This is a genomic window from Arthrobacter sp. ISL-72, assembly GCF_018613755.1.
Lineage (GTDB): Bacteria > Actinomycetota > Actinomycetes > Actinomycetales > Micrococcaceae > Arthrobacter.
Genome location: NZ_JAGGPP010000007.1, coordinates 105,488 through 127,996 on the forward strand (window position 1 = coordinate 105,488; position 22,509 = coordinate 127,996).

The 22,509-nt window shown below is 67.3% G+C and carries 23 protein-coding genes; 17 read left to right on the forward strand and 6 right to left on the reverse strand.

What is annotated here, in order from left to right; translation table 11 throughout:
* Position 1 precedes the first annotated feature (1 nt).
* Genes J7I92_RS08045 through J7I92_RS08070 form a run of 7 tightly spaced genes read left to right on the forward strand, consistent with a single transcriptional unit; the run spans position 2 to position 4,019 of the window.
* The gene (locus tag J7I92_RS08045; RefSeq protein WP_251039643.1) at positions 2–685 is read left to right on the forward strand and encodes a DUF5947 family protein; all 684 of its coding nucleotides are present in this window, start codon (positions 2–4) and stop codon (positions 683–685) included.
* Entirely contained in the window at positions 682–1,338 is a 657-nt protein-coding gene (locus J7I92_RS08050) for a DUF6084 family protein (RefSeq protein ID WP_214839254.1), read from the forward strand. Before J7I92_RS08045 ends, J7I92_RS08050 begins: the two co-directional genes overlap by 4 nt.
* Positions 1,335–2,723 carry a hypothetical protein gene (locus tag J7I92_RS08055; protein WP_214839255.1) on the forward strand — a complete coding sequence of 463 codons (1,389 nt, stop codon included), beginning with the start codon at positions 1,335–1,337 and terminating at the stop codon, positions 2,721–2,723. Before J7I92_RS08050 ends, J7I92_RS08055 begins: the two co-directional genes overlap by 4 nt.
* Positions 2,720–2,839 (forward strand): DUF6893 family small protein, encoded by a 120-nt coding sequence (locus tag J7I92_RS24540; RefSeq protein WP_396020364.1) that lies wholly within the window; start codon positions 2,720–2,722, stop codon positions 2,837–2,839. The genes J7I92_RS08055 and J7I92_RS24540 overlap by 4 nt, the downstream gene beginning before the upstream one ends.
* A complete protein-coding gene (locus tag J7I92_RS08060) occupies positions 2,836–3,354 on the forward strand; it encodes a hydrogenase maturation protease (RefSeq protein ID WP_311380209.1) in 519 nt (172 codons plus the stop codon). The genes J7I92_RS24540 and J7I92_RS08060 overlap by 4 nt, the downstream gene beginning before the upstream one ends.
* Before the next feature lie 5 nt (positions 3,355–3,359).
* Positions 3,360–3,617 (forward strand): HypC/HybG/HupF family hydrogenase formation chaperone, encoded by a 258-nt coding sequence (locus J7I92_RS08065; protein WP_214839299.1) that lies wholly within the window; start codon positions 3,360–3,362, stop codon positions 3,615–3,617.
* A gap of 9 nt (positions 3,618–3,626) precedes the next feature.
* Entirely contained in the window at positions 3,627–4,019 is a 393-nt protein-coding gene (locus J7I92_RS08070) for a hypothetical protein (RefSeq protein WP_214839260.1), read from the forward strand.
* A gap of 16 nt (positions 4,020–4,035) precedes the next feature.
* Here the strand turns inward: J7I92_RS08070 and J7I92_RS08075 are convergent, their stop codons facing one another.
* A complete protein-coding gene (locus J7I92_RS08075) occupies positions 4,036–4,818 on the reverse strand; it encodes a DUF6390 family protein (protein WP_251039644.1) in 783 nt (260 codons plus the stop codon).
* Between the two features lie 137 nt (positions 4,819–4,955).
* Between J7I92_RS08075 and J7I92_RS08080 the strand changes: the two genes are divergently transcribed.
* The 3 genes from J7I92_RS08080 to J7I92_RS08090 are packed head-to-tail and all read left to right on the forward strand — an operon-like array spanning position 4,956 to position 7,990.
* Entirely contained in the window at positions 4,956–6,122 is a 1,167-nt protein-coding gene (locus J7I92_RS08080; RefSeq protein WP_214839262.1) for an ABC transporter substrate-binding protein, read from the forward strand.
* Positions 6,112–7,239 (forward strand): iron ABC transporter permease, encoded by a 1,128-nt coding sequence (locus J7I92_RS08085; RefSeq protein WP_214839264.1) that lies wholly within the window; start codon positions 6,112–6,114, stop codon positions 7,237–7,239. The genes J7I92_RS08080 and J7I92_RS08085 overlap by 11 nt, the downstream gene beginning before the upstream one ends.
* Entirely contained in the window at positions 7,232–7,990 is a 759-nt protein-coding gene (locus J7I92_RS08090) for an ABC transporter ATP-binding protein (protein ID WP_214839266.1), read from the forward strand. The genes J7I92_RS08085 and J7I92_RS08090 overlap by 8 nt, the downstream gene beginning before the upstream one ends.
* 152 nt (positions 7,991–8,142) lie before the next feature.
* Here J7I92_RS08090 and ppc read toward each other — a convergent pair whose 3' ends face one another.
* Positions 8,143–10,986 carry a phosphoenolpyruvate carboxylase gene (gene ppc, locus J7I92_RS08095; RefSeq protein WP_214839268.1) on the reverse strand — a complete coding sequence of 948 codons (2,844 nt, stop codon included), beginning with the start codon at positions 10,984–10,986 and terminating at the stop codon, positions 8,143–8,145.
* Between the two features lie 193 nt (positions 10,987–11,179).
* Positions 11,180–11,860 carry an NADPH-dependent F420 reductase gene (locus J7I92_RS08100; RefSeq protein WP_214839304.1) on the reverse strand — a complete coding sequence of 227 codons (681 nt, stop codon included), beginning with the start codon at positions 11,858–11,860 and terminating at the stop codon, positions 11,180–11,182.
* A gap of 200 nt (positions 11,861–12,060) precedes the next feature.
* Here J7I92_RS08100 and J7I92_RS08105 point away from each other — a divergent pair, with 200 nt between their 5' ends.
* Positions 12,061–12,915, forward strand: coding sequence for a DUF1684 domain-containing protein (locus tag J7I92_RS08105; RefSeq protein WP_214839270.1), 855 nt, complete (start codon positions 12,061–12,063; stop codon positions 12,913–12,915).
* A gap of 121 nt (positions 12,916–13,036) precedes the next feature.
* On the opposite strand, the gene J7I92_RS08110 is transcribed toward J7I92_RS08105, so the two are convergent.
* On the reverse strand, positions 13,037–14,257 hold the full coding sequence (locus J7I92_RS08110; RefSeq protein ID WP_214839306.1) for an acyl-CoA dehydrogenase family protein: 1,221 nt from the start codon (positions 14,255–14,257) through the stop codon (positions 13,037–13,039).
* On the reverse strand, positions 14,257–15,108 hold the full coding sequence (locus J7I92_RS08115) for an SDR family NAD(P)-dependent oxidoreductase (RefSeq protein ID WP_214839272.1): 852 nt from the start codon (positions 15,106–15,108) through the stop codon (positions 14,257–14,259). Before J7I92_RS08115 ends, J7I92_RS08110 begins: the two co-directional genes overlap by 1 nt.
* A gap of 140 nt (positions 15,109–15,248) precedes the next feature.
* On the opposite strand from J7I92_RS08115, the gene J7I92_RS08120 reads away from it, so the two are divergent.
* The 4 genes from J7I92_RS08120 (at position 15,249) to J7I92_RS08135 (ending at position 20,480) form a co-directional block, all read left to right on the forward strand.
* A complete protein-coding gene (locus J7I92_RS08120; protein ID WP_214839274.1) occupies positions 15,249–16,448 on the forward strand; it encodes a glycoside hydrolase family 76 protein in 1,200 nt (399 codons plus the stop codon).
* A 186-nt stretch (positions 16,449–16,634) separates the two neighbouring features.
* Entirely contained in the window at positions 16,635–17,690 is a 1,056-nt protein-coding gene (locus J7I92_RS08125; protein WP_214839276.1) for an iron ABC transporter substrate-binding protein, read from the forward strand.
* 22 nt (positions 17,691–17,712) lie between these two features.
* Entirely contained in the window at positions 17,713–19,305 is a 1,593-nt protein-coding gene (locus tag J7I92_RS08130; protein ID WP_214839278.1) for an iron ABC transporter permease, read from the forward strand.
* Positions 19,306–19,355: 50 nt separating this feature from the next.
* Positions 19,356–20,480 (forward strand): ABC transporter ATP-binding protein, encoded by a 1,125-nt coding sequence (locus J7I92_RS08135; protein ID WP_214839307.1) that lies wholly within the window; start codon positions 19,356–19,358, stop codon positions 20,478–20,480.
* Between the two features lie 19 nt (positions 20,481–20,499).
* Here the strand turns inward: J7I92_RS08135 and J7I92_RS08140 are convergent, their stop codons facing one another.
* Positions 20,500–21,096, reverse strand: a complete 597-nt coding sequence (locus J7I92_RS08140) for a YdeI family protein (protein WP_214839280.1) — start codon at positions 21,094–21,096, stop codon at positions 20,500–20,502.
* A gap of 83 nt (positions 21,097–21,179) precedes the next feature.
* On the opposite strand from J7I92_RS08140, the gene J7I92_RS08145 reads away from it, so the two are divergent.
* Together J7I92_RS08145 and J7I92_RS08150 are read left to right on the forward strand one after the other, a co-directional pair.
* Entirely contained in the window at positions 21,180–21,896 is a 717-nt protein-coding gene (locus J7I92_RS08145; RefSeq protein ID WP_214839282.1) for a VOC family protein, read from the forward strand.
* Positions 21,897–21,954: 58 nt separating this feature from the next.
* Positions 21,955–22,494, forward strand: coding sequence for an NUDIX hydrolase family protein (locus J7I92_RS08150; RefSeq protein ID WP_028271117.1), 540 nt, complete (start codon positions 21,955–21,957; stop codon positions 22,492–22,494).
* The last annotated feature ends 15 nt before the right edge of the window (positions 22,495–22,509 follow it).

Below are 22,509 nucleotides of genomic sequence, written 5' to 3' on the forward strand. Positions count from 1 at the left end.
AATGACGGCCCCTGAAAGGACCCCCGGCCTGCCCGTCGCCCTGCTCCGACGGATCGCCGCGCAGCCGCCTGCAGCGCCCGCCGGCGAGCGCTGCGAAATGTGCGGCGAGCCCATCCCGGAGGCCCACCAGCACGTGGTGGACGTCGAGAGCCACGCCATGATGTGCACGTGCCGGCCGTGCTACCTGCTCTTCACCGACAGCACGGCCCATCTCCGCTACCGTTCGGTTCCGAACCGATACTTCTCGTTTCCGGACTTCGAACTGGGACCGGGCCAGTGGGACGAACTGGAAATACCCGTAGGCCTTGCCTTCTTCTTCCGCAGCTCCACACTGGACCGGACGGTGGCCTTCTATCCGGGGCCAGCGGGCGCCACCGAATCCGAGCTCCCGCTCGACGCCTGGGATGCCGTTCTCGCCCGTAACCCGGCCGTGGCCCTTGCTGCCCCCGACACAGAGGCGCTGCTGATCCGCGGCCCCGGCCCGGACCGGCCACAGGCCGATTGCCACCTCGTACCGGTGGACGCCTGCTACGAACTGGTGGGGCAGCTCCGCCGCCGCTGGCGGGGGTTCGACGGCGGGCAGGAGGCCCGCGACCAGCTCACCGCCTTCTTCGAAAATGTCGGCCGGCGCAGCAAACCGGTGCATGAAGACTCCCCCGGGTCCGTGCCGGGAGGACCGCAATGACCAGGCTGGCGTTCGCCGTCGTCGACATCCAGCCGGAGCCGTATGCTGCGGCCCCGCAGCTGACCGCCCGGCTGCGACTGACTGAGGCCACCGGCACCGCCATCCACGCCATCGCCCTGCGCTGCCAGGTGCGGATCCTGCCGCAGCGCCGCGGCTACGCGGAGGACGAAGAAGCAGGGCTGCTGGACCTTTTCGGCGAGCGCGGCCGCTGGCCCAACACCCTCAAGTCCTTCCTCTGGATGCAATGCAGCACCATGGTGCAGGGCTTCTCCGGCAGCACCGAGGTGGACCTGCCGCTGGCCTGCACGTTCGACTTCGATGTTGCCGCCGCAAAGTACCTCAATGCCCTACGGGACGGCGAGATCCCCCTGGAGTTCCTGTTCTCCGGCACGGTCTTCACAAAGGGCCAGACCGGGTTCGGCGTGGAGCAGGTTCCCTGGGACCTCGAGGCTTCCTACCGGCTCCCCGTGTCCGCCTGGCAGCGGCTGATGGACGTGTACTTCCCCAATGCGGGCTGGATCCGCCTCGACCGCGGCGTCCTGGCGGCCCTGTCACAGTACAAGTCCGCGCGCGGCCTAACGTCCTGGGAGGCCGCCGTCGAGTCCCTACTGGCAGCCGCAGCATCCGGCGTGGGCGGAGAGCGGCGGCCATGAACATGAGCCTCAGCCTCGCCCGGGCAGTGGCCGATGCGGTTCTCTACGAGGGCTACCTCCTCTACCCGTACCGCGCTTCCTCGCAGAAGAACCAGTCCCGCTGGCAGTTCGGCATCCTGGGCCCGCCCGGTGCCGCGACGGCCGGCTCCGGGGAAGAGCCGGAGATGTTTGCCGACTGCCTGCTGGGTCCGGGGCCGGATGCAGAGCTGGAGCTCCACCTCCGCTTCCTGCAGCTTCAGGCGCGCACCGCGGAGACAGCGGACGACGGCGGCAGCTTCCGTCTGGTGGAGGAGCTCGCCGTCGGCGCCGCCCGCTGGCTGAGCTGGGATGAGGCAGTCGAGCACGAAGTCACCCTGGGGCCGTTCCCCGTGGCCCGGCTCCGCGACGGCGACGGACCGCTGGTCCTGCCGGTCCGGATCGCAGCGGGTGAGGACGTGGAGGAGCTCAGTGACGGCGCCGGCCGCCCGGCCGGCCGGCTGGTGCGCCGACGTCGGGCACTGCACGGCGAAGTGACGCTTAGCGCCACGTCCACCGGCGGCGGGCCGGTGCGGCTGCGTGTCTCGGTGGCGAACACAGCGGAACGTGCGGCGGAGCCGCCGAGCCGGCAGGACGCGATCGCCACGTCGCTGATCGGCGCCCATGTGCTCCTGAGCCTGCGCGGCGCGGACTTCCTGTCGCTACTGGACCCGCCGGACTTCGCCCGGGAGGCCGCCGCGTCCTGCTCCCAGCACCGCTGCTGGCCTGTGCTGGCCGGGCCCGAAGGCCAGACGGACGTGCTGCTGGTGTCACCGATCATTCTCTATGACCACCCTGCCGTCGCACCCGAGAGCTCGGTTGCCCTGTTCGACTCGACGGAAATTGACGAGATCCTCACCCTGCGGGTGCTGACCCTGACGGACGAGGAAAAGGCTGAGGCCCGGGCAACGGATCCGCGCGCCGCAGCGATCATCGACCAGTGCGAGGCGATGTCGCCGGAGGAACTCCAGCAGCTGCACGGGATCCTGCGCAATCCACGCGCTGCGGACTTCCCGGACTCCTTCACAAGCACCGGAGGCGAGCCGGGGCCGCCCGCCTGGTGGACACCGGAAGCGGAAGCCCTCGTCCAGCCGCACATGGACGCCGTTCTGATCAACGGCGTTCCGGTCGCCCGCGGCAGCCGGGTGAGGGTCAACCCCAGCCGCCGGGCCGACGCCCAGGATCTCTTCTTCGCCGGACAGACCGGGCGGGTCACGAGCGTCCATTTCGACGTGGACGGCAGCACGCATGTTGGCCTGGTGCTCGAACAGGACCCGGCAGCGGACCTCCATGAAGGCTACGGACGGTCCTTCTACTACGCACCCGAGGAACTTGAACCGCTCGAGGACGGAAAGGGAAACCCGCTATGAGGACTATTGGAAGAGCCACGGTCAGCCTGCTGGTGGGGCTTGCGCTCGGTGCCGTTTACGTGGGGATCCGTTCAGTCCCCGACATCAAGCGCTACCTGAAAGCGCGGCGGATGTGACCGTCCTCGTGGCAGGCGTGGGAAACATCTTCCTGCACGACGACGGCTTCGGCCCGGAAGTGGCCCGCCGGCTGGCCGGCGACGCCGACCGGACGGTTCCGGGCATGCTGGCCGTGGACTACGGAATCCGCGGCATGCATCTTGTCTATGACCTGCTCGAGGGCGTGGACGTCCTGGTCCTGGTGGACACCGTCCCTCCGGATGACCCGGACGCCGCGGCGCCGGGCAGCATCAGGGTGTTGCGGGTGTTGCGGGAGGACGTGGACGGCACCGCAGTCCTGGATCCCCACGGCATGGATCCCGTGGCAGTGCTGGGGCGCCTTCGCTCCCTCGGCGGCGAACTGCCCGTGACCTATGTGGTGGGCTGCGTGCCCGCAGACGTGTCCGAGGGGATGGGCCTGAGCGCCGCCGTGGCCGACGCGGTACCGCAGGCGATCGCCGCCGTCGTCGACCTCGTTTCGGAACGCAACCTAATGTCGGAACAGAACCTCATGTCGGAACAGAACCGGGAGTGAGCACCATGTGCCTAGGAATACCTGGTCAGGTCATCGAGCTGCTTGAGGGCTACGGGAACCAGCTCGCCTTGGTGGACGTGGCCGGTGTGCGGCGGAAAATCAACATCGGCCTGCTGGACGAGGGGCCGCTGGAGCCGGGCACATGGGTCCTCATCCATATGGGATTCGCCCTGGAACGGGTCGATTCCGACGGTGCCGACCGGGCCATGGACGGCCTGGAGCTGATGGGGCGGCCCAGGGACTTTGACGGCGACGCCGGCTGACGCCACAGAATGGCGGCGAACCACCACAAGGCGAACCACTACAACCAGAACGAGGAGGACATGATGTCACCGACGAATCCGTCCAATGACAGTGATGCCGCGGAAGGTACTGCCCCGGGGACGGCCCGCGCTTTCGGCAGCGAGCCCCCGCTGAAGGAACCCGTGCAGCCCGGATCCGACGAAACCCCCGAAGACGCGGCAATGGCGCCCGAAGGCGTGGGAGAGAGCACCACCCGCCCGGGGGAGGACGTGCTCAAGGAGGAGGGGCAGGAACCTGGCCGGGAAGAGACCGGAACGGATGCGACCCCTGCCGGACGCCCCGCCGGCGAATCCTCGCCGCGGCACTCCACCGGAATCAATCCCCCGGAGGACCAGGACACGGCCGCGCCGCAATCGCCGTAGCCGGAAGCGCGTGGAGTCATCCGTGGCGTTCCAGGGCGATCGCTGCTCCGCGGTGTTCGACGCCGTTGTTGGCGATCCGGAGATGGCGCGCCGTAAAGTGCTGCAGCCGCTGCAGCTGGTGCGGGGAGAGCCTGTCGCACACCCAGTCCCAGTGCAGCGAGACTACGTCACCGGCTGCGAGGCCAGCCACAAAGCCGGCCCCGTTCACGGCGTGTTTGGCCGTCTCCACCACGGGGTCGCCCACAGCCAGAGACGCGCCGTCCCAGGCCAGCGGCCGGGACCGCACCACGGCGTCGTCACCGGTGACCGCCAGCACCTCGCCCCACCGGATCCGGCACCGGTCCAGCACGTTCAGGGCCGTGGCATGGCGGCGGTCGTCGTGGAGCAGCCCCAACCAGGGGTAGATCTCAAAAACATGGAAGCTGTGGTGCGGAACCCCACCGGCAAGGACGCCCTCGGCCAGATGCGGGAACTGGCCTCCCGTGCGGGCCCGGAACCGGTCCTCCATGGAGTTTCCGATGTTGGTGATCCCCACCGAGTCCAGGAGGCTGTTGCCCACCCAGTACGCCTCCACCACGCGGGCGTCGAGCGGGTCGGTTATGCCGTTGCAGCCGGCAATCAGCTCCAGGTAGGGCCATGCGCCGGCGAAGCCTTTGGCCAACTCGCGGAGTCCTTGGTCCGTCATACCGGACTGGCCGTAGTGCAGCAGCGCGTCACTGTCAGGGGGCCCGCAGCTGCCCCGGGAGTTGGGCGGGTAGGCGTAGCGGACAAACAACTGGGCACCGTCGACAACCATCATCTGGCCACCTTCTGCAAAAGGTTCTTTGAACGTAGCACCGGCCCCCTGCGCCGACAAGGGGCCGGGGGCCGATTGCCGTTGACAGCATTAGCCTTCGGGCGGATCCTGTGAAGAACCTACGCACAGGGGGTCAATCCATGCGAGTCGACGATCCAAACCGCCGCACCGTGCTCCAGGTGCTTGTGGCGGGCGGCTCCGCAGCCCTCCTCGCCGGATGCGGGGCAGCCGGCGCTCCGCCGGCTGCCTCCCCCGGAGCGTCCGGGAGCGGTTCCCCAACCGGTTCCGCGGGAGCAGAGGGCATCAGCATCACGGACCAGCGCGGCAAGACCCTCACGTTCGCCAAACCCGTGACGAGGGTGGTGACCATCCCCATGCCGGCGGCGTCGCTGCTGGTGGCCGTGGACCGCAGTGCCGAGCACCTGAGCGCCATGCACAACGCATCGTGGGTGGCGATGCGTGACGGCGTCATGGGAACCATGTTCCCCCGTGCGCTGGAGCTGCCGCACGAAATCGCGACGCAGGACTTCACCCCCAATGTGGAGAGCGTGCGCGCCCTGGACCCCGACGTCGTGGTCCAGTGGTCGGATTCCCAGCTGGTGGAGCCCCTGGAGAATGCCGGACTGACCGTGCTCGGCCTCAAGAACACCGGCAAACAGGAGGACGTAGACGCCTGGATTGCGATGTTTGCTGCGATGCTGGGCAAGCCGGAGCGGGCCACCGAAATCAAGGATCACAGCGCCAAGGAGCTCGCCGAGATCAAGAAAGCCGCGGCGGGGCGCGGATCCGCGGGACCGGGCATTCTCTACTTCAACAGGTTTACCGGCGGACTGAAAGCCGCCGCCGCGAACACCTACAACGACTTCTACATCAAGCTGGTGGGCGGAACCAACCCTGCCACCGGACCTGACCCGCTGCCCGGTACCGGAATGGTGGCCCTGGACGTGGAACAGGTCATCAGCTGGGACCCCGATGTTATCCTCCTGGGCAACTTCGACCAGGCCATGCCGCAGGACATCTACTCGGACCCGGTGTGGCAGAACATCTCTGCGGTCCGCTCGCGGCGCGTCTACAAGGTGCCGCTAGGAGGGTACCGCTGGGATCCGCCGGGCCAGGAATCGCCCCTCATGTGGCACTGGCTTTCCGATATCGCCTTCCCCCGGGAGCAGTCCGGACTGCGCGGCAAAGCCACCGAATACTTCCAGTTCCTATACAACCACGAGCCCACCGACGCCGAGCTGGACACGATTCTCTGGACCGCTGGGAACGGCGACTCCGCCAACTACCAACAATTCAATGCTGGATGAAGCCAGCTCAGTGCGACTGAACCGCCGCGGCCCGCGGGCCGGCCGGGCCGCACGGCGGCTCCAGCCCGGTGGACAGCACAGACCCTGTGAGGGTCACGGAAAGACCGCGGTAGCGGGGCCGATCGCCGTCGCCGCCGTGCTGCTCACCGCCGTCGGGCTCATGGCGCTGGCCGTGGGCCGCTTCAACGTTCCGCTATGGCACGTGGTCCAGATCCTCACCGCACCGCTGGTACCGGTCCCCCTCGAGGCGAACCAGACCGAGCAAAACGTGGTCCTGCTGGTCCGGCTGCCGCGGATCCTGCTCGCCCTGCTGGTGGGCGGCGGGCTGGCGATCGGCGGTGCCGCCCTCCAGGCCATTTTCCGCAACCCGCTGGTCAGCCCGGAGATCATCGGAGTCTCCGCGGGGGCGTCCTTCGGCGGGGCCCTGGCCCTGCTGCTCGGGCTGGGATCCTTCCTGCTGGTCACGGGTTCGTTTCTCTTCGGCCTCGTGGCGATCGGACTGCTATTCCTGATTACGTCGGGCCGCGGCGGAACACCCATGCTCATGATCGTGCTCGGCGGCGTGGTCACGGGCTCGTTCTTTTCGGCCCTGGTCGCGCTGGTGACCTACATTGCGGACCCCAACACCACCCTGCCGGCGATAGTCTTCTGGCTCCTCGGGAGCGTGGCCACGGCTACCTTCGCGAAAGTCGCGGTCGCGCTGATACCGGTGGTGGGCGGCGCCGTCGTGCTTCTGCTGCTGCGCTGGCGGATCAACGTGCTGTCCCTCGGCGACGAGGATGCGGCGGCGCTGGGCATCAAACCCCGTCCGCTGCGCTGGGTGGTGCTGGTGTCGGTGGCACTCATTGTCGCCGGGGCGGTCGCAGTGAGCGGCGCGGTCAGCTGGGTGGGCCTCGTGATACCGCACCTGGCGCGGATGTGGGTGGGCCCGGACCACCGGGTACTGCTGCCGGTGTCCTTCCTCCTGGGCGGCGCCTACATTGTGCTGGTAGACACTGTGGCCCGCACCGCGACTGCTGGGGAGATCCCGCTCGGTGTCCTCACGGCCCTGATCGGAGCCCCCGTGTTCTTCCTGCTCCTGCGCCGGAACCGGGAGAGGATCTGGGAAAGTGCTTGAGCTCGACGGAGTAGGGTTCGGCTACGGCCGGCAGGACTGGGTTTTCCGGGACGTCAGCTTCAGCGTCCTGCCTGGCACCGCCACCGCTATCCTGGGGCCTAACGGAAGCGGCAAGACCACGCTGGTCCGCTGCGCGGCCGGGTTGCTGGAGCCTGCCGAAGGAACGGTCCGCCGGGCCGACGGGGCGGGGTACGTACCGCAGGCCCATGGCAGTGCGTTTGGCTACAGCGCCCTGGACATGGTCCTGATGGGCAGGGCGCGGCAGGTGGGGATCTTCCGGACGCCGGGAACCTCGGACCGGGCCGCTGCTTCGGAGGCGATGGAGAGGGTAGGCGTGGCCGGGCTACGGGACCGCCGCTTTCCCACCCTGAGCGGCGGAGAGCAGCAACTGGTCCTGATAGCCCGGGCCATTGCCGCCGGATGCCCTGTGCTGGTGCTGGACGAGCCCGCCACCGGCCTTGATCTCAAGAACCAGGTGCGCGTCCTGTCCCTGCTGCGCGAACTGATGGCCGGCGGCATGGCCCTGCTGCTCAGCACGCACCATCCCGACCACGCCCTGTACCTGGCGGACAGGGCGGTCCTCCTGGGCCGCGGCGGAGCACGGACCGGCCAGGCCGCAGACCTGCTCACCGACCCCGCGTTGTCAGCGCTCTACGGGGTTCCGGTCCGGACGCTTCCCTATTCCGACGGCGGAACTCCCCGCCGCACCATCGTGGTGCCTTACGGGGGCGGCGGGGAGGAAAAAGCCTGACCGCCGCCCCGACGTTCTCTCACTTTCCGCAACGAAAGCCCAAACGCTCTCCCACTTTCCGCAGCGAAAGCCCACCGCTCTCCCACAGCTGAGAGAGCGTCTGGAAAACTCCCTCAGGAAGTGAGAGAGCGTCGGTTGGAGGTGGGCGCGGACTATCCGGTGTTGCGGAGGCCGGCAGCCACACCGTTGACGGTGATGAGCATGGCCCGCTGGAGGCGGTCGTCGATCTCCGCGTTGGAGATGCCGTCTCCGGAAGCCTCGGCACGCATGCGGCGCATCAGCTCCACCTGCAGGTAGCTGATCGGATCCAGGTACTGGTCGCGGATTTCAAGGGAGCGCTTCAAGGTGGGCTGCGCGTCGAGGAGCACATGCTCGCCGGTCAGGTTCTGGATCTCCGCGACGGTGAGCTCGTATTCGTCCCGGATGGCCCGGAACAGGTGGTGCAGCTCTTCCGGGACCAGCGTGGCGACGTAGTAGCCGGCAATGTCCATGTCCGTCTTGGCGAGCGTCATTTCCACGTTGGAGACCACCGAGCGGAAGAAGTGCCACCGCTCCATCATCTCCGCGAGCTCGTCCGTGTTGCCCGCTTCGCGGGCCGCCTTGAGCCCGGAACCCACACCGAACCAGCCCGGCACGATCTGCCGCGACTGGGTCCAGCCGAAGACCCACGGGATGGCCCGCAGCCCGCCCAGCCCTGCGCCGGAATCCGGGCGCTTGGAGGGCCGCGAGCCGATGTTGAGGGAACCGAGCTGTTCCACCGGGGTGGAGGCCATGAAGTACGCCGGCAGGTCGGGGTCGTCGATCAGGGAACGGTACCGGGCAAAAGCGGCGTCGGAGATGGTTTCCATGACGTGGCCATACCGCTCGCGCTCGTCCTCGGAAGTGCGCGGATTGCGGTGCAGGGCGGAACCCTGCATCACGGCGGCCAGGGAAAGCTCGAGGTTTTCGCGTGCCAGCTCCGGCAGCGAGTACTTGTCCGAAATCACTTCGCCCTGCTCGGTGAACTTGATTTCACCTTCGAGGACGCCGTTCGGCTGGGCCATGATGGCGTCGTAAGTGGGCCCGCCGCCCCGGCCCACGGAGCCGCCGCGGCCATGGAAGAGCCGTACGCGGACACCATGCTTGGCCGCGACGTCCCTCAGGTTCCGCTGGGTCTTGTGGATCTCCCACTGACTGGTCATCACGCCGGATTCCTTGTTGGAATCCGAGTAGCCGAGCATGATTTCCTGCACGTCACCGCGCAGCCGGACCAGCTCGCGGTACGACGGATCGGACAGCAACTGGTCGACAATCTCCGCGGAGGCCCGAAGCTCTTCAACGGTTTCCAGCAGCGGCGCAAAGCCGATCTTGGCATACGGTGCTTCGCCGAAGAGGCTGACGAGCCCAGCCTCCCGCGCCAGCACTGCGGCGGCCAGGACATCGTCCGCGCCGCGGGTCATGGAGATGATGTACGTCTCGATGACGTCCGGGCCGTAGGTCTTCAAGGCGCGCCGGATTTCACGGAAGACGTCGTACGTTCCGTCGGCGACGCCGTCGAGCTTGATCGGGTGGCCGGACAGCGGACGGCGGGAGCCGAGTTCGGCCCCCAGCACCTCAAGGCGCTCGGCGCGGCTGAGTTCGGAGTACTGCACACCAGGGCCGCCTAGCCTGTCCATGAGCTGCCCGACGGCGTCGTGGTGGTGGTCGGCGTGCTCGCGGATGTCCAGTGTGGCGAGGTGCAGGCCGAAGGAGGCGATGGCCCGGCGCACACGGCCCAGCGCCCCGTCGGCGACAAGCCCGGCGTGGTGGTTGCGCAGGGAGACCTCCAGCAGGCCGAGCTCGGCGAGGAGCTCCGTCGTCGAGGTGTAGTCGCGGCCAGGCTGGTGGGAGGAGCCCGCCGCCACGCGCTTGGCGGTGTTGAGCAGCTTGGCCTTAATGCACGTGAGCTTAAGCCGGTAGGGCTCCTGGGCGTTGAGCTCCAGGACCCGGCGGTCCAGGCCCGGCAGGTTCTTGAGGTCTGTCTCGATCGAGACCAGCAGTTCCTGGTCCGCCGCGGCGAGCGCCGTGGAGTTGGACAGGATGGAGATGAGCTCGTCGATCATCGCGATGCTGATGCGGACGGCGTGCTGGTTCTGGATCTGCAGGATTTCGCGGGTGACGCCTGCCGTGACGTTGGGGTTGCCATCGCGGTCACCGCCGATCCATGAACCAAAGCGGATGGGCGCCTTCTGCGTCGGCAGCGTAACGCCGTGTTCGCCCAGCAGCTCGGACAGGTCGGTCAGCATTTCCGGCATGGCATCGGTGAGGATGCTGTTGAGGTAATAGATGGCGTTCCGGGCCTCATCCACGGGGGTGGGACGGACCTGGCGGAGCTCGTCCGTCTGCCACATCTGGTCGATGACTTCGGCGAGCTGGCGGTCCTGGCGACGGCGGGCCGAGGTGCCTTCCTCGGTGGAAACCGCCAGGACGTCGGACAGCCTGCGGATCTTGTCGAGGACGGAGCGGCGGGAAGCCTCCGTCGGGTGCGCGGTGAAGATGGGGCGGACGTCCAGCCCGTTCACCACCTCCTGCAGCACGGCCGGGCCGGCCTGACCGGCAATGTCGGTGACTGCCTTGGCCAGCCAGCCATCCTTTTCCTGGCGGGTCCGCAGTCCGCGGACCCGGTGAACCTGTTCTGCCGCATTGGCCAAGTGAAAGTAGAAGGCAAAGGCGCGCACCAAGTCGGTGGCCTGGTCGATGGGCAGGGAGCCGAGCAGTTCGCGGACCTGTTCGACGACGTCGTACGAGCTCCAGGGACCGGTGGCATCCGCGCCGCCGCGGGCGGCTTCCTTGGATTCCTTCGTCAGCAGGCGGACCTGCTCCACGAGGTCAAGGAGTTCGGGCCCGTGCTGGCGGACCAGCGACTCGCCCAGCAGCGTTGAAACACGCCGGACATCAGCGCGGAGTTCGGACGCAAGATCAGTGCTGGCGACGTCACCGCCGGGGTGAGCGCCTGAATTTATTGCAGTGTCAACCATGGAAACTATCTTTCGAGTGTTCGGTCTTTGCTCGTACACTGCGCTGGATACTGTGAGCCTGGTTACTTGTTCCTAGAGGATGATACCCGGCACCCTTGCAGCGTGGGAATTTGTCTCAGATAGTGTCTGCGGCCTTGACGTCCGCCGCAGCCCTGTTTTATTGGCCCGGTGTTTCATTGACCCGGCGCCGCTCTCAGCGGACGATCTTGAAGTTGAAGTCCGGGGTGCCCAGCACCCCCATGAGTCGGACCCAGATGGGCAGCAGCATTTCCTGCGCCCGGGCATTGGTGATGTCACCCAGGTCAATGATGTCCTGATGGCCGAAACCCTGGAGCAGGGACGTCACTTGGCTCTTGGCGCCCGCATCGTTGCCAGAGACGAACACGGAGTGGTCTCCCCCGCCTGCACGGCCGGGATCCACCATCAGGCCGGCACTCATGTTGTTGAGCGTTTTTACCACTTTGGTGGCCGGGAACGCCCGCTGGATCTGCTCGCCCAGGCTGTCCGTGTTGACCGGGTTCAGGAACGGCGGGAAACCCTGCGAAAGATCCAACGGGTTGGCGATGTCCACCAGGATTTTGCCCGACAGGTTTCCAGTGCCCGCTGCGGCGAGGGCGTCAAGGGAGCCCGCGCCGTTCGTCACGTTGATCACCAGCTCGGCGGCGGCCGCTGCGTCGGGGTAAGCCGCCAGCGCCACGTCGGCGTGCTGGGCATGCCATTGGGCAAACGGCGGACTTCCCATGGCATCAGAGTCCTGCCTCGCTAGTGTGGCTTGGGGGTCCCGGGTCCCGATGGCCACTTCGTGCCCCAGTTTCACCAGTGCCGCACTGAAAGTGCGGCCGACGAATCCCGTTCCAAGGACAGCAATTTTCATGGCGGTCACATCCGCAATCGAGGTGTAGACAAGTCTGTCTTATGCGTTCCGTTGAGCGCGTGATTGACGCTACCAGCTGGGCCCACACGCGACAATGATCCCGGGATGAGCCACCGGATCCGAACCGGAACTGGCCCCGGAATGCCGCCGGATGCCGCGCGGTTATACCGTAGGCCCAGAGCCATCATTTTGGAGGACCCGTGAACACTGCCCCTGACGCCGCCCAGCTGGAACGCTGGAACCGCTTCCGCTCCAACCGCAACAAGGCGCTGGCCAGCGAGCACGGCTGGCTGACGCTGACCTCATTCCAGTGGCTGGAAAGCCAGCCCTCCGCCGTCGACCTCGTCCCGGGACTCTGGTCGACGGACGGCACGACGGCTTTCCTCACCGCTGTGGCGGCGGACGGGCTAACGCTGGTGGACACCGGCGAACCCGTGGACGGCACCATTTCGGCGGCGCTGCGGGACGAGGAGTCGCTGATGTGGGTGCAGTTCGGGGGCGACGACGGCCGGCAGGTGGTGGTGGAACTCGCCATGCGTGCGGACAAGTACGCCATCCGCACCCGGGATTCCCGCTCGCCGGTGTTCACCGAGTTCGACGGCGTGCCCACCTTCGATTACCGCCCCGACCTGGTGATAGAGGCCAGTTTCCGTCCCTACCCTGAGCCGGTGGACGTTCCCATCAGCACTGCGAACCCCCTAGTGGACGGCGTGCACCGCTCGGTGGGAGAGCTTGTATTCCGCCTGCCCGGAAAAGACCACGAGTTCCACCTGCTGGCCGAAGAGGAGAAGCTGGGCGCGCTCACCGTCACGTTCCACGACGAAACGAACGGATCGGGCCCGGCCGAAGACGCTACTGCCGAATGGCGCAAGGTCTCCACGGCCCGGCCCCGGATCGACTCGTCGGGAAACCAGACCGTGGTCCTCGACTTCAACCGCGCCATCAACTACCCGAGTGCCTTCACGCCCTACGGGACCTGCCCCATGCCGGTGAAGAACAACAGCCTGGACTACAGGATCGAAGCAGGCGAGAAGCAACCCGCCCTGGCCGAGTAAGCACGAACGGGCACTTAGGCCCCACCCCTGAAGCGCGAACGGACACTTAAGCCCTGCCAGTTCGCGCTGAGAGGGGGCCGCAAGTGTCCGTTCGCGCTCGGGCCGGAAGTGTCCGTTCGCGCTAAACGATTGCCGACACCCCGGTCACGGCGCGGCCCACGATCAGCGTGTTGATCTCGAAGGATCCTTCGTAGGTGTAAATGGCCTCGGCGTCGGCGAAGATCTTGGCCATCCGGTAGTCGGTGACGATCCCGTTGCCGCCCAGGATGGACCTCCCCATGGCCACGGTTTCGCGCATCCGGGCGCTCGTGTAGGACTTCGCCAGGGCCACTTGCGCCATATCCGCGGCCCTTTCCTGCTGCAGCTGTGCGATCCGGACCATCATTCCCATGCTGGCCACGGCATTGCCGAGCATGGTGACCAGTTGCTGCTGGATGAGCTGGAATTTGGCCAGCGGACGCCCGAACTGTTGGCGTTCGACGGCGTGCTGCCGGGCGACGTCGAACGCCGCCAGCTGCTGGCCCACCGCCTGCCACGCCACCATGATCCGGGACCCGCGGAGCAGCTCGTTGGTGTCCTCGAAGCTGCCGATGCCCGCGAAACGGTCCGCTTCCGCCACCCGCACGTCCTGGAAAAGTATGTCCGCGTTCTGCACAGTGCGCAGGGCGATTTTATTTTCAATCCGGCTTCGGCTGACTCCCGGCAGGCGCGCGTCCACGATGAACCCCCGGATGGCTCCGTCGGCTTCGTCCCGCGCCCAGACCAGCATGTAGTCGCAGAACGTCCCGTTCCCGATCCAGCGCTTGGCTCCGTTGAGGATCCAGTAGTCGTCGCCGTCGTCGTCTGCCCCCGTTGAGCCGGGCACGCGGCGTGCCCGGGTTTCCATCCCGCCGGCCACGTCGGAGCCGTGCGCGGGCTCGGTCAGGGCAAAGGCGCCGGTGGTGCGGAGGTTCGCGGCGTCGTCGAGCAGGCGGGCTTTCTGCTCGTCCGAGCCGAACCCGTAGAGGGCCTCCACAAAGAGGTCGTGGTGCACCAGGAAAAAGGTGGCGATCGAGGTGTCCACCCGGGTCATCTCCGCGATCACCAGGCCGGCGAACAAGTGGCTGTAGCCGCGCTGGGCCGGTGCACTGAGTTCGAGGGCGGCCAGCTTCGGCAGGATATGGGCGGGGAACTCGGCGTTATTCCACCATTCCGTGGCGAACGGGGCGATTTCGGCCGTCAGGAATTCCCGCAGCTCGCCGAGCTTCCGCTGCTCCCGGAGGCTGAGCAGGGACTCGAAGCCGAAGAAGTCGGCAGTGGGCAGTGCATCCACCGTATGGGCCGGCCGGGCCGGCTCCGGCATCACTTCGGCCCCATCCGGATGGCGCCGTCAAGGCGGATGGTCTCGCCGTTGAGCATGGCGTTGTCCACGATGTGCGCGGCGAGGTTGGCGTACTCGGCCGGCCGGCCAAGCCGCGACGGATGCGGAACCTGGCTGCCCAGCGAGTCCTGGGCTTCCTGCGGCAGTCCGGCCATCATGGGCGTCTCGAAGATGCCGGGGGCAATGGTGACCACGCGGATCAGGGAGCGGGCGAGCTCCCGGGCAATCGGTAGGGTCATGGCCGCCACGGCCCCCTTGGAGGCAGCATAGGCAGGCTGGCCGATCTGTCCGTCGAACGCGGCAACGGAAGCGGTGTTGATGATGACCCCGCGCTCGGGACCGCCAAGTTCTGTTGCCGCGGGCTCGGTCGCGGCCATTGCGGCGGCCGCGAGGCGGATCACGTTGAACGTGCCCACCAGGTTGATCTGGATCACGCGGTTGAAGGTTTCCAGCGGCAGCACGCCGTCCCGGCCCAGGACCTTCCCCGGCGTGGCGATGCCCGCACAGTTCACCACAACGCGCAGCGGTCCCAGGGAAACCGCGGCGTCGACGGCGGCCTGCACCTGCTCTTCGCTGGTCACGTCAGCAGGAATAAACACCGCCTCGTTCCTGGGTCCGTTGGAGCCGTCTCCCCCGGCCCCGCCGCGGCCAGCCCCGCCCCCCGCGTTCGGTCCGGCACCGGCGTTCAGCTCGGCTGCGTATTCCTCGCCCCGTGACGACGGCAGGTCCACCAGAACCACGGAAGCCCCGGCGTCGAAGAGACGCCGTGCCGTGGCGGCGCCCAGCCCGGAGGCCCCGCCTGTTATGAGCACGACAGCACCTTTGATGTCCATCCATCCTCCTTGATGTGAACCAAGCCGAGAGCCCAACCCGCGAACCGAAGCCCGGCGTAACGCTAGTTAATGCATGTTAACTGGAATGCGGCCAAACCGCACGCTCGGACAATGACGGGAGTGCCCGCTAGGCTGGCTCCATGACCTCCCCAGACGCCGCACCCGCCGACTGGTCCGACCGCGCCGACGAGGCCGCCCGGTCCGTGACCAGGATGTTCGGGCAGCGGCTGTTCTTCCTCCCGGGAACCCATATCGCGGCGATCGAACGGCCTTCCGGCGGACTGAAAAACCTGGTCCGCCCGTGGCACTACTGGTGGCAGGCGCATTACGTGGACTGCCTGGTGGACGCCGGGCGCCGAGAACTCGCGCGGGGAGCAAGGTTCGACAGCGGCAGCCGGCCGAGCGCGGGACAGCTGGCCTCCCAGCTGGTCACCGGCATCCGACTGCGCAACTTCCTGACCATGGTGAACCACTACTACGACGACATGGCCTGGCTCGCACTGTCCACGCTGCGGCTGGAAAAGCTCGCCGAAGAAACACGGAAGCCGGGCGCACGCCGGCACGCGCGGATCCGGCAACGCCTGACCCTGCAGTTCGATTCAGCTTCCACGGACGACCTGGGCGGCGGCACGTTCTGGAGCACCAAGCGGGACTTCAAAAACACTCCGGCCACGGCACCGGTGGCGCTGTACTATGCCCGAACCGGGAATGCCACCAGGGCGCAGGCCCTGGCGGACTGGCTCCACGCCAAGCTGTTTGACCCCGCCCAGGGCCTGTACCAGGACGGGCTACGGATCGGCAGCGACGGTGAGGTGGTGCTGGAAGCCGCTATTTACACCTACAACCAAGGGCCGGTCCTTGGCGCACTGCTGGAACTGGGCGGGGAGGCGGAACTGGAACGGGCAGCCGCCCTTGTCAACGCCGTGGCACGCCACCTCACAAGGCCCGCCACCCTGGCATCAGGACGGACCACCGCAGTGCTCCGCTGTGACGGATCGGGCGACGGCGGGCTGTTCACCGGGATCCTGGCCCGGTACCTCGCGCTGGCGGCCACGGACGATAGGCTTTCCAGGCACACCCGGGCCACGGCCAGGGCCCTGGTCGCCGAAACGGCACAGGCACTCTGGGAGGGCCGCCGTCCCGTGGACCCGGCGGAGCCGCTGGCGCGCCGGGGAGCGCGGCTGGTGTTTCCAGTGTTTCCCGAGACGCCGGCCAGCCGGACCTATCCGGCGGGTGCCGCCGTCGAACTTTCCACCCAGCTGCAGACGTGGATGGTGCTGGAGGCTGCCGCCGCGGCCGCTGGCACAGCCTCACCGGAACCGGGCCACCCGGCATCCTGAGGAACCCTGAGGCCGACCCGAATTAGCCCATGTAAAAGTACCGTAATTGATGTGATACTTGTCACTTCAGGCTGCTCAAGCTTGGTTCTTAGGTTTGGCTAACCTACAGTTTTTGGCAGCGAGCACCCCTAGGTTCCCCTCGCTCCGGACTCCGGTCCACCAGACTTCCCGCAGAAAGAAGCACCCATGAAGATCCGCACAAACGCGCTGGCCGGAATCGCACTCGCCGCCACCGCCGCACTGGGCCTGGCCGCCTGCGGCTCCGGAAGCTCCACCCCCGCCGCGAGCAGCGCTGCTGCAGGCGGCAGCGAGTCCGACGGGATCACGGTCTACAACGCGCAGCACGAAAGCCTCACCAAGGAATGGATTGACGCCTTTACGGCAGAAACCGGCATCAAGGTCACGCTGCGCCAGGGCTCGGACACCGAAATGTCCAACCAGATCATCCAGGAAGGTGCTGCCTCCCCGGCGGACGTGTTCCTGACGGAAAACTCACCCGCAATGGCGCAGGTTGAGAATGCCGGACTGTTCGCTGACGTGGATAAGGCCACCGTTGATCAGGTGCCGGCCGACTTCCGCCCCTCCACGAACAAGTGGACCGGCATTGCCGCCCGCTCCACCGTGTTGGTCTACGACAAGGCCAAGCTCACCGAAGACCGGCTGCCCAAGTCCATGCTGGACTTGGCCAAGCCGGAGTGGAAGGGCAAGTGGGCCGCCTCGCCGTCCGGAGCAGACTTCCAGGCGATCGTTTCCGCGCTGCTTGAACTCAAGGGCGAAGCCGCCGCCGAGGAATGGCTCAAGGGCATGAAGGAAAACTTCAAGGCCTACAAGGGCAACAGCACCGCCATGAAGGCCGTCAACGCCGGCGAAGTCGATGCCGCGCTGATCTACCACTACTACTACTACGGTGACCAGGCCAAGACGGGCGAGAACTCCAAGAACGTCACGCCGTACTACTTCAAGAACCAGGACCCGGGCGCGTTCGTGTCCGTCTCCGGCGGCGGCGTGCTGAAGTCCTCCAAGAAGGCGGATGACGCCCAGGCGTTCCTGAAGTTCATCACGGGCAAGAACGGCCAGGAGGTCCTGCAGAAGGGCACCTCGTTCGAGTACGCCATCGCCTCGGACGTCCCGGCCAACGACAAGCTCGTTCCGCTCAAGGACCTGCACGCTCCCACCGTGGACCCGGCAAAGCTGAACTCCGAAAAGGTCACCGAGCTGATGACCGAGGCAGGACTCCTGTAACTCAGTGCTGAATGGAAACACTGTGCTAACCGACGTATCGGCACCGGAAACCACCGGAAGCACGACGACGGCGGGCCGGGGCAAGCGCCCCCGCCCGCCTTTCGGCGTTTCCGCCGTCGCCGTTATCGCTGTACTCATTGCCCTGTTTTCGCTGATCCCGCTGAGCTACGTCGTGGTGATGACGGCCGCCACGGGATGGGACACCGCCGTCCGGCTTATCTTCCGCGAACGCGTCGGGGAACTGCTCCTCAACACCCTGCTGCTGATGGCCGCCACCGTGCCGCTCTGCCTTGCCCTCGGCGTGGGCGGCGCCTGGCTGGTGGAGCGCACAAAGCTGCGCGGCCACAAATGGTGGGCCGTGCTGCTGGCCGCCCCGCTGGCCATCCCGGCCTTCGTCAACAGCTACGCCTGGGTGTCCGCCATCCCCTCCCTGGGCGGCCTGTGGTCCGGCGTCCTGATCGCCACCCTGTCCTATTTCCCCCTGGTGTACATACCTGCCGCGGCCACGCTCAGCAGGCTCGACCCTGCCATCGAACAGTCCGCCGCGTCGCTGGGCCTGGGCGCCTGGCGCACCTTCTTCCGCGTGGTGTTGCCGCAGCTCCGCATCGCCATGACCGGCGGTGCGCTGCTGGTGGGGCTTCACCTGCTGGCCGAATACGGAGCGTTCGCGATGATCCGATTCGACACCTTCACCACCGCGATCATGGTCCAGTACCAGTCCACGTTCAATGGCGCGGCCGGCAACATGCTGGCCAGCGTGCTGGTTTTCTTCTGCCTGATCCTGCTTGTGCTGGAGGTCCGCAGCAGGGGCACTGCCCGTTACGCCAGGATTGGATCCGGCGCACAGGCGAAGGCGCTGCGGCTGCCCCTGCACGTCTACCAGGTTCCGGCCCAGCTCTTCCTTCTTGGCCTCACAGCCCTTGCTTTCGGCCTTCCGCTGACCTTCGTGCTCCGCTGGATCTTTGCCGGCGGCACCGAGATCTGGACCGCCGCGGAATTTGTCCCCGCACTGCTGCAAACGCTGGCTTACGGCTTGGCCGGTGCGGTGGTGACCACCGTCGTCGCCTTCCCCATGGCATACCTGGCCGTACGGCATCCGAGCTGGTTCAGCAAGGCACTGGAACTCTCCAACTACGTCACCAGCTCCATGCCGGGCATTGTGGTGGGGCTGGCGTTCGTCACGGTGAGCATCCGGGCCGTGCCCGCCGTCTACCAAAGTGCCGGCGTGCTCATCGCCGCCTACGTGCTGCTGTTCCTGCCGCGGGCACTGGTCAACATCAGGGCCGGCCTGGCCCAGGCGCCCAAGGAGCTGGACGAGGCCGCGCAGGCGCTGGGCAAACCGCCGCTGGTGTCCTTCGTCCGCGTGACGCTGCGCCTCACGGCGCCTGCCGCAGCGGGCGGTGCCGCCCTCGTCTTCCTGGCCATCGTCAATGAACTCACCGCCACCCTGCTGCTTTCCCCCAACGGCACCCGGACACTGGCTACCGAGTTCTGGAGCAAAAGCAGCGAAATCGACTACGCCGGCGCGGCACCCTATGCCCTGCTGATGATCCTCATCTCCGCACCGATGACCTACCTCCTCTTCCAGCAGTCCAAGAAAGTGGCCGGACAGTGACCGATTCCCAGACATCGCCGGCGGCCCCCTCCAGGCTCCCGGAACCCCGGATAGCACCGTCCGTGGCGCCCAGCACCAACAGCCACCTGGAGATTGGGGACGTCACCAAGAACTTCGGATCACAGGCGGTCCTCAAGGGCGTCAACCTGTCCGTCGCCAAGGGCGGAACCACGGCCATCGTCGGCCCGTCAGGATCGGGCAAAACCACCTTGCTGCGCCTCATTGCCGGCTTCGAACACCCCGATACGGGTTGCATTTCCCTCAACGGCGCGAAGGTGGCCGGTGACGGCTGCTGGGTGCCGGCGCACAAGCGCCACGTCGGTTACGTTGCCCAGGACGGCGCCCTGTTCCCGCACCTCACCGTCGGCCAGAACATCTCCTTCGGCCTCAGCGCCGCAAAGCTCGACGGCGGGCGGCGCCAGGTCGCAGCCCAGGTCAGCGGGTTGCTGGAAATGGTGTCCCTCGATCCAGGCATGGCCAAGCGCAGGCCGCACCAGCTCTCCGGCGGCCAGCAGCAGCGCGTGGCCCTTGCCCGGGCTTTGGCGCGGGAGCCGGAACTCATGCTGCTGGACGAGCCCTTCTCCGCGCTGGATGCAGGCCTGCGTGTGGCTACGCGCCGGGCGGTGGCCAAGGTTCTTAACGAGGCCGGCGTGACCACCATCCTGGTCACGCACGACCAGGCCGAGGCGCTCTCCTTCGCGGACCAGGTGGCCGTGATGCGCGGCGGCAGGCTGGCCCAGATCGGCAACCCCTTTGTGGTCTACACGCGCCCGGCCGACCGGGCCACCGCCGAGTTCCTGGGCGACGCCGTCATCCTCGACGCCTGGATGGAGGGCTCACTGGCCACGTGCTCGCTGGGCGGCATCCCGGTCCGCCGGCCCCCGGCCCAGGGCCGGGTGCAGCTCATGCTGCGGCCGGAGCAGATCAGGATTGCCGAAGACGGACCCATCCGCGGGGTGGTGGTGGACACGGACTACTTCGGCCCGGAAACCACGGTGCGGCTCAAGCTGGCCGTCCCGCCGGAACTGGCCGTCGGCGCCGCCCCGGACCACCGTTTCCCCGGCGGCGGCGAAGTGATCACCATCAGGCATTGGAACGCCTCCATCGCGCGGCCGGGCATGGAGCTTTGCCTGCGCGTGGTGGGCGAGGCGGTGGCGTTCCCGGTGGAGGGCTGAAGCCGCCTGGGTGCGCCCGCTATTTTGCGGGGCGCTTCTTCTGCGGGTACGGGGTTTCGCCGCGTGCCAGCATCTCCACGAAGCCCTTGATCTTGCGCTCCCGCGTGGCGGCCTGCTTGACCGAATTGGTGCGGTAGATCAGGGCATAGCGGTTCACCGACGTCAGCACCTCGAACATCGCCTGCGCCTGCGGTTCCGCCGCGATCGCCGCCGCCAGGTCCGCCGGCACTTCCGCGGATGCCTGCCCCGCATAGGCTGCCTCCCAGCGCCCGTCCGCCTTGGCGGCGTCTACGGCTGCCCGCCCGGCTGCTGTCATCCGGCCCGCTGCTTCGAGTTGTTCGATGCGGTCCACATTCCGCGCCGACCAGACGCTCTTGGGCCCGCGGCGGGTCATCCGCTGGAGGGAGCTCTCGTCGTCGCGGCTTTTGCCCTGGCCGTCGATCCACCCGAAGCACAGCGCCTCCTGCAAGGCTGCTTCATAGTCCAGTTCGGTGGTGTTGCCGCCCTTCTTGTGCAGCACCAGCCACACGCCCGGGCTGGTGGCATGGTGCTGTTCCAGCCAGCTGCGCCATTCAGCGGCATCCTTCACCAGCAGTTCCTCGAGTTCGGTAGCCATGGCACCATTCTGCCCCCGCCGTTCCCCAAACGCGCGTGGCATCATAGGCAGTGTCAGCGTCATGCCAAATCCCGGGAGATCCAATGCTGCGTGTCCGCCCCATCCACTTCACCTCCCGCCCGGACCAGTGGGAACAGCTCCTCACCGAGCTGGGCATGGTCAAGACCGTTGATGAGGACTCGTGGAAGGAGTACGACGCCGGTTCCGGCCGCCTGGCGCTGCACACCGCGGAGGCCGGTTCCGCCGAAGACGGCACGACGGCGTTCGGCGTCGAAGTGGGCGACCTCGCCGAATTTGCCCGGCGCGCCAACGCGGCCGGCGTGGAGGACGGGACGTCACCCGCCGAACTCGTCCAGGCTGCCCACGGCGACACCTGCCGCATCACGGGCGAGGACGGCTTCGGTTTCTTTGCCGACAAGGCTGCCCACGGCGCGCAGTGCGCGGACGCCGACCAGGACCTGGCCGTCGTCGAAGTCTGGTTCACCGCTAACGCCGGGGCCGCCGCCCAAACCTTGCGGAACATCGGCGCCCGGCTGCGTCCGGTTCCCGACGACGACGAAACCGCGGATTTCACCGCGAAGAACGGGGGTGTGCTGATGGTGCGCCCCAGTGAAGGGCCCGCCCACTCCGGCCTGGGTTTCGAATACACGGGCGACCTGTCGGCCCTGCGGGACCGGCTCGCGGCCGCGGGCCGCGAAGTCAGCATGACGGAGGAGGCTTTCGGACGGTCGCTGCACGTGGCCAATCCCGACGCGGAGGGCGCCGACGCCCCGGCGCTCTGGATTTCAGCGCGGCACTAAGGGGTGCAGTGTGAAGCTCCGGCGCGGGGTTCGGGCAGGGATGCGGTAGAACTTAAGCATGAACGTGCGCACTCCTGACCCGAATCCCGGCTGGCTGTCCGATGAGGACCTCTTCGAAGCCCGGGGCCGGCTTCCCATGGTTTACGTGGAAGCCGTACCTGTCCGCCTTGATCCGCTGGGGTTCGTGAACGAAGTGGGCACACTGCTGCAGGCCGACGAGGACGGCACCATGGTCCGCTCCCTCGTCTCCGGCCGGGTGCTCTACCGCGAGACCATCCGCGCCGCCCTGCTCCGTCACATGGAGAAGGACCTCGGCCCGCTGGCCTTCCCGCAGCTCCCCATCAGCCCGGTGCCGTTTACAGTCGCCGAGTACTTCCCGGCGCCGTCCCACACCGGTTTCACCGACGACCGGCAGCACGCCGTGTCCCTCGCCTACATCATCCCGGTCACCGGCGAATGCGAACCCCGCCAGGACGCTCTGGAGCTGACCTGGATGACTCCCGAGGAAGTCCTCAGCCCGGACGTGCAGCTGGAATTCAGCGGCGGACGCGGGGCGCTGGTCCGGCAGGCGCTGGCGTTCGCGGGCGTGGGCAGCTAGGAGCCTGCTGAATTA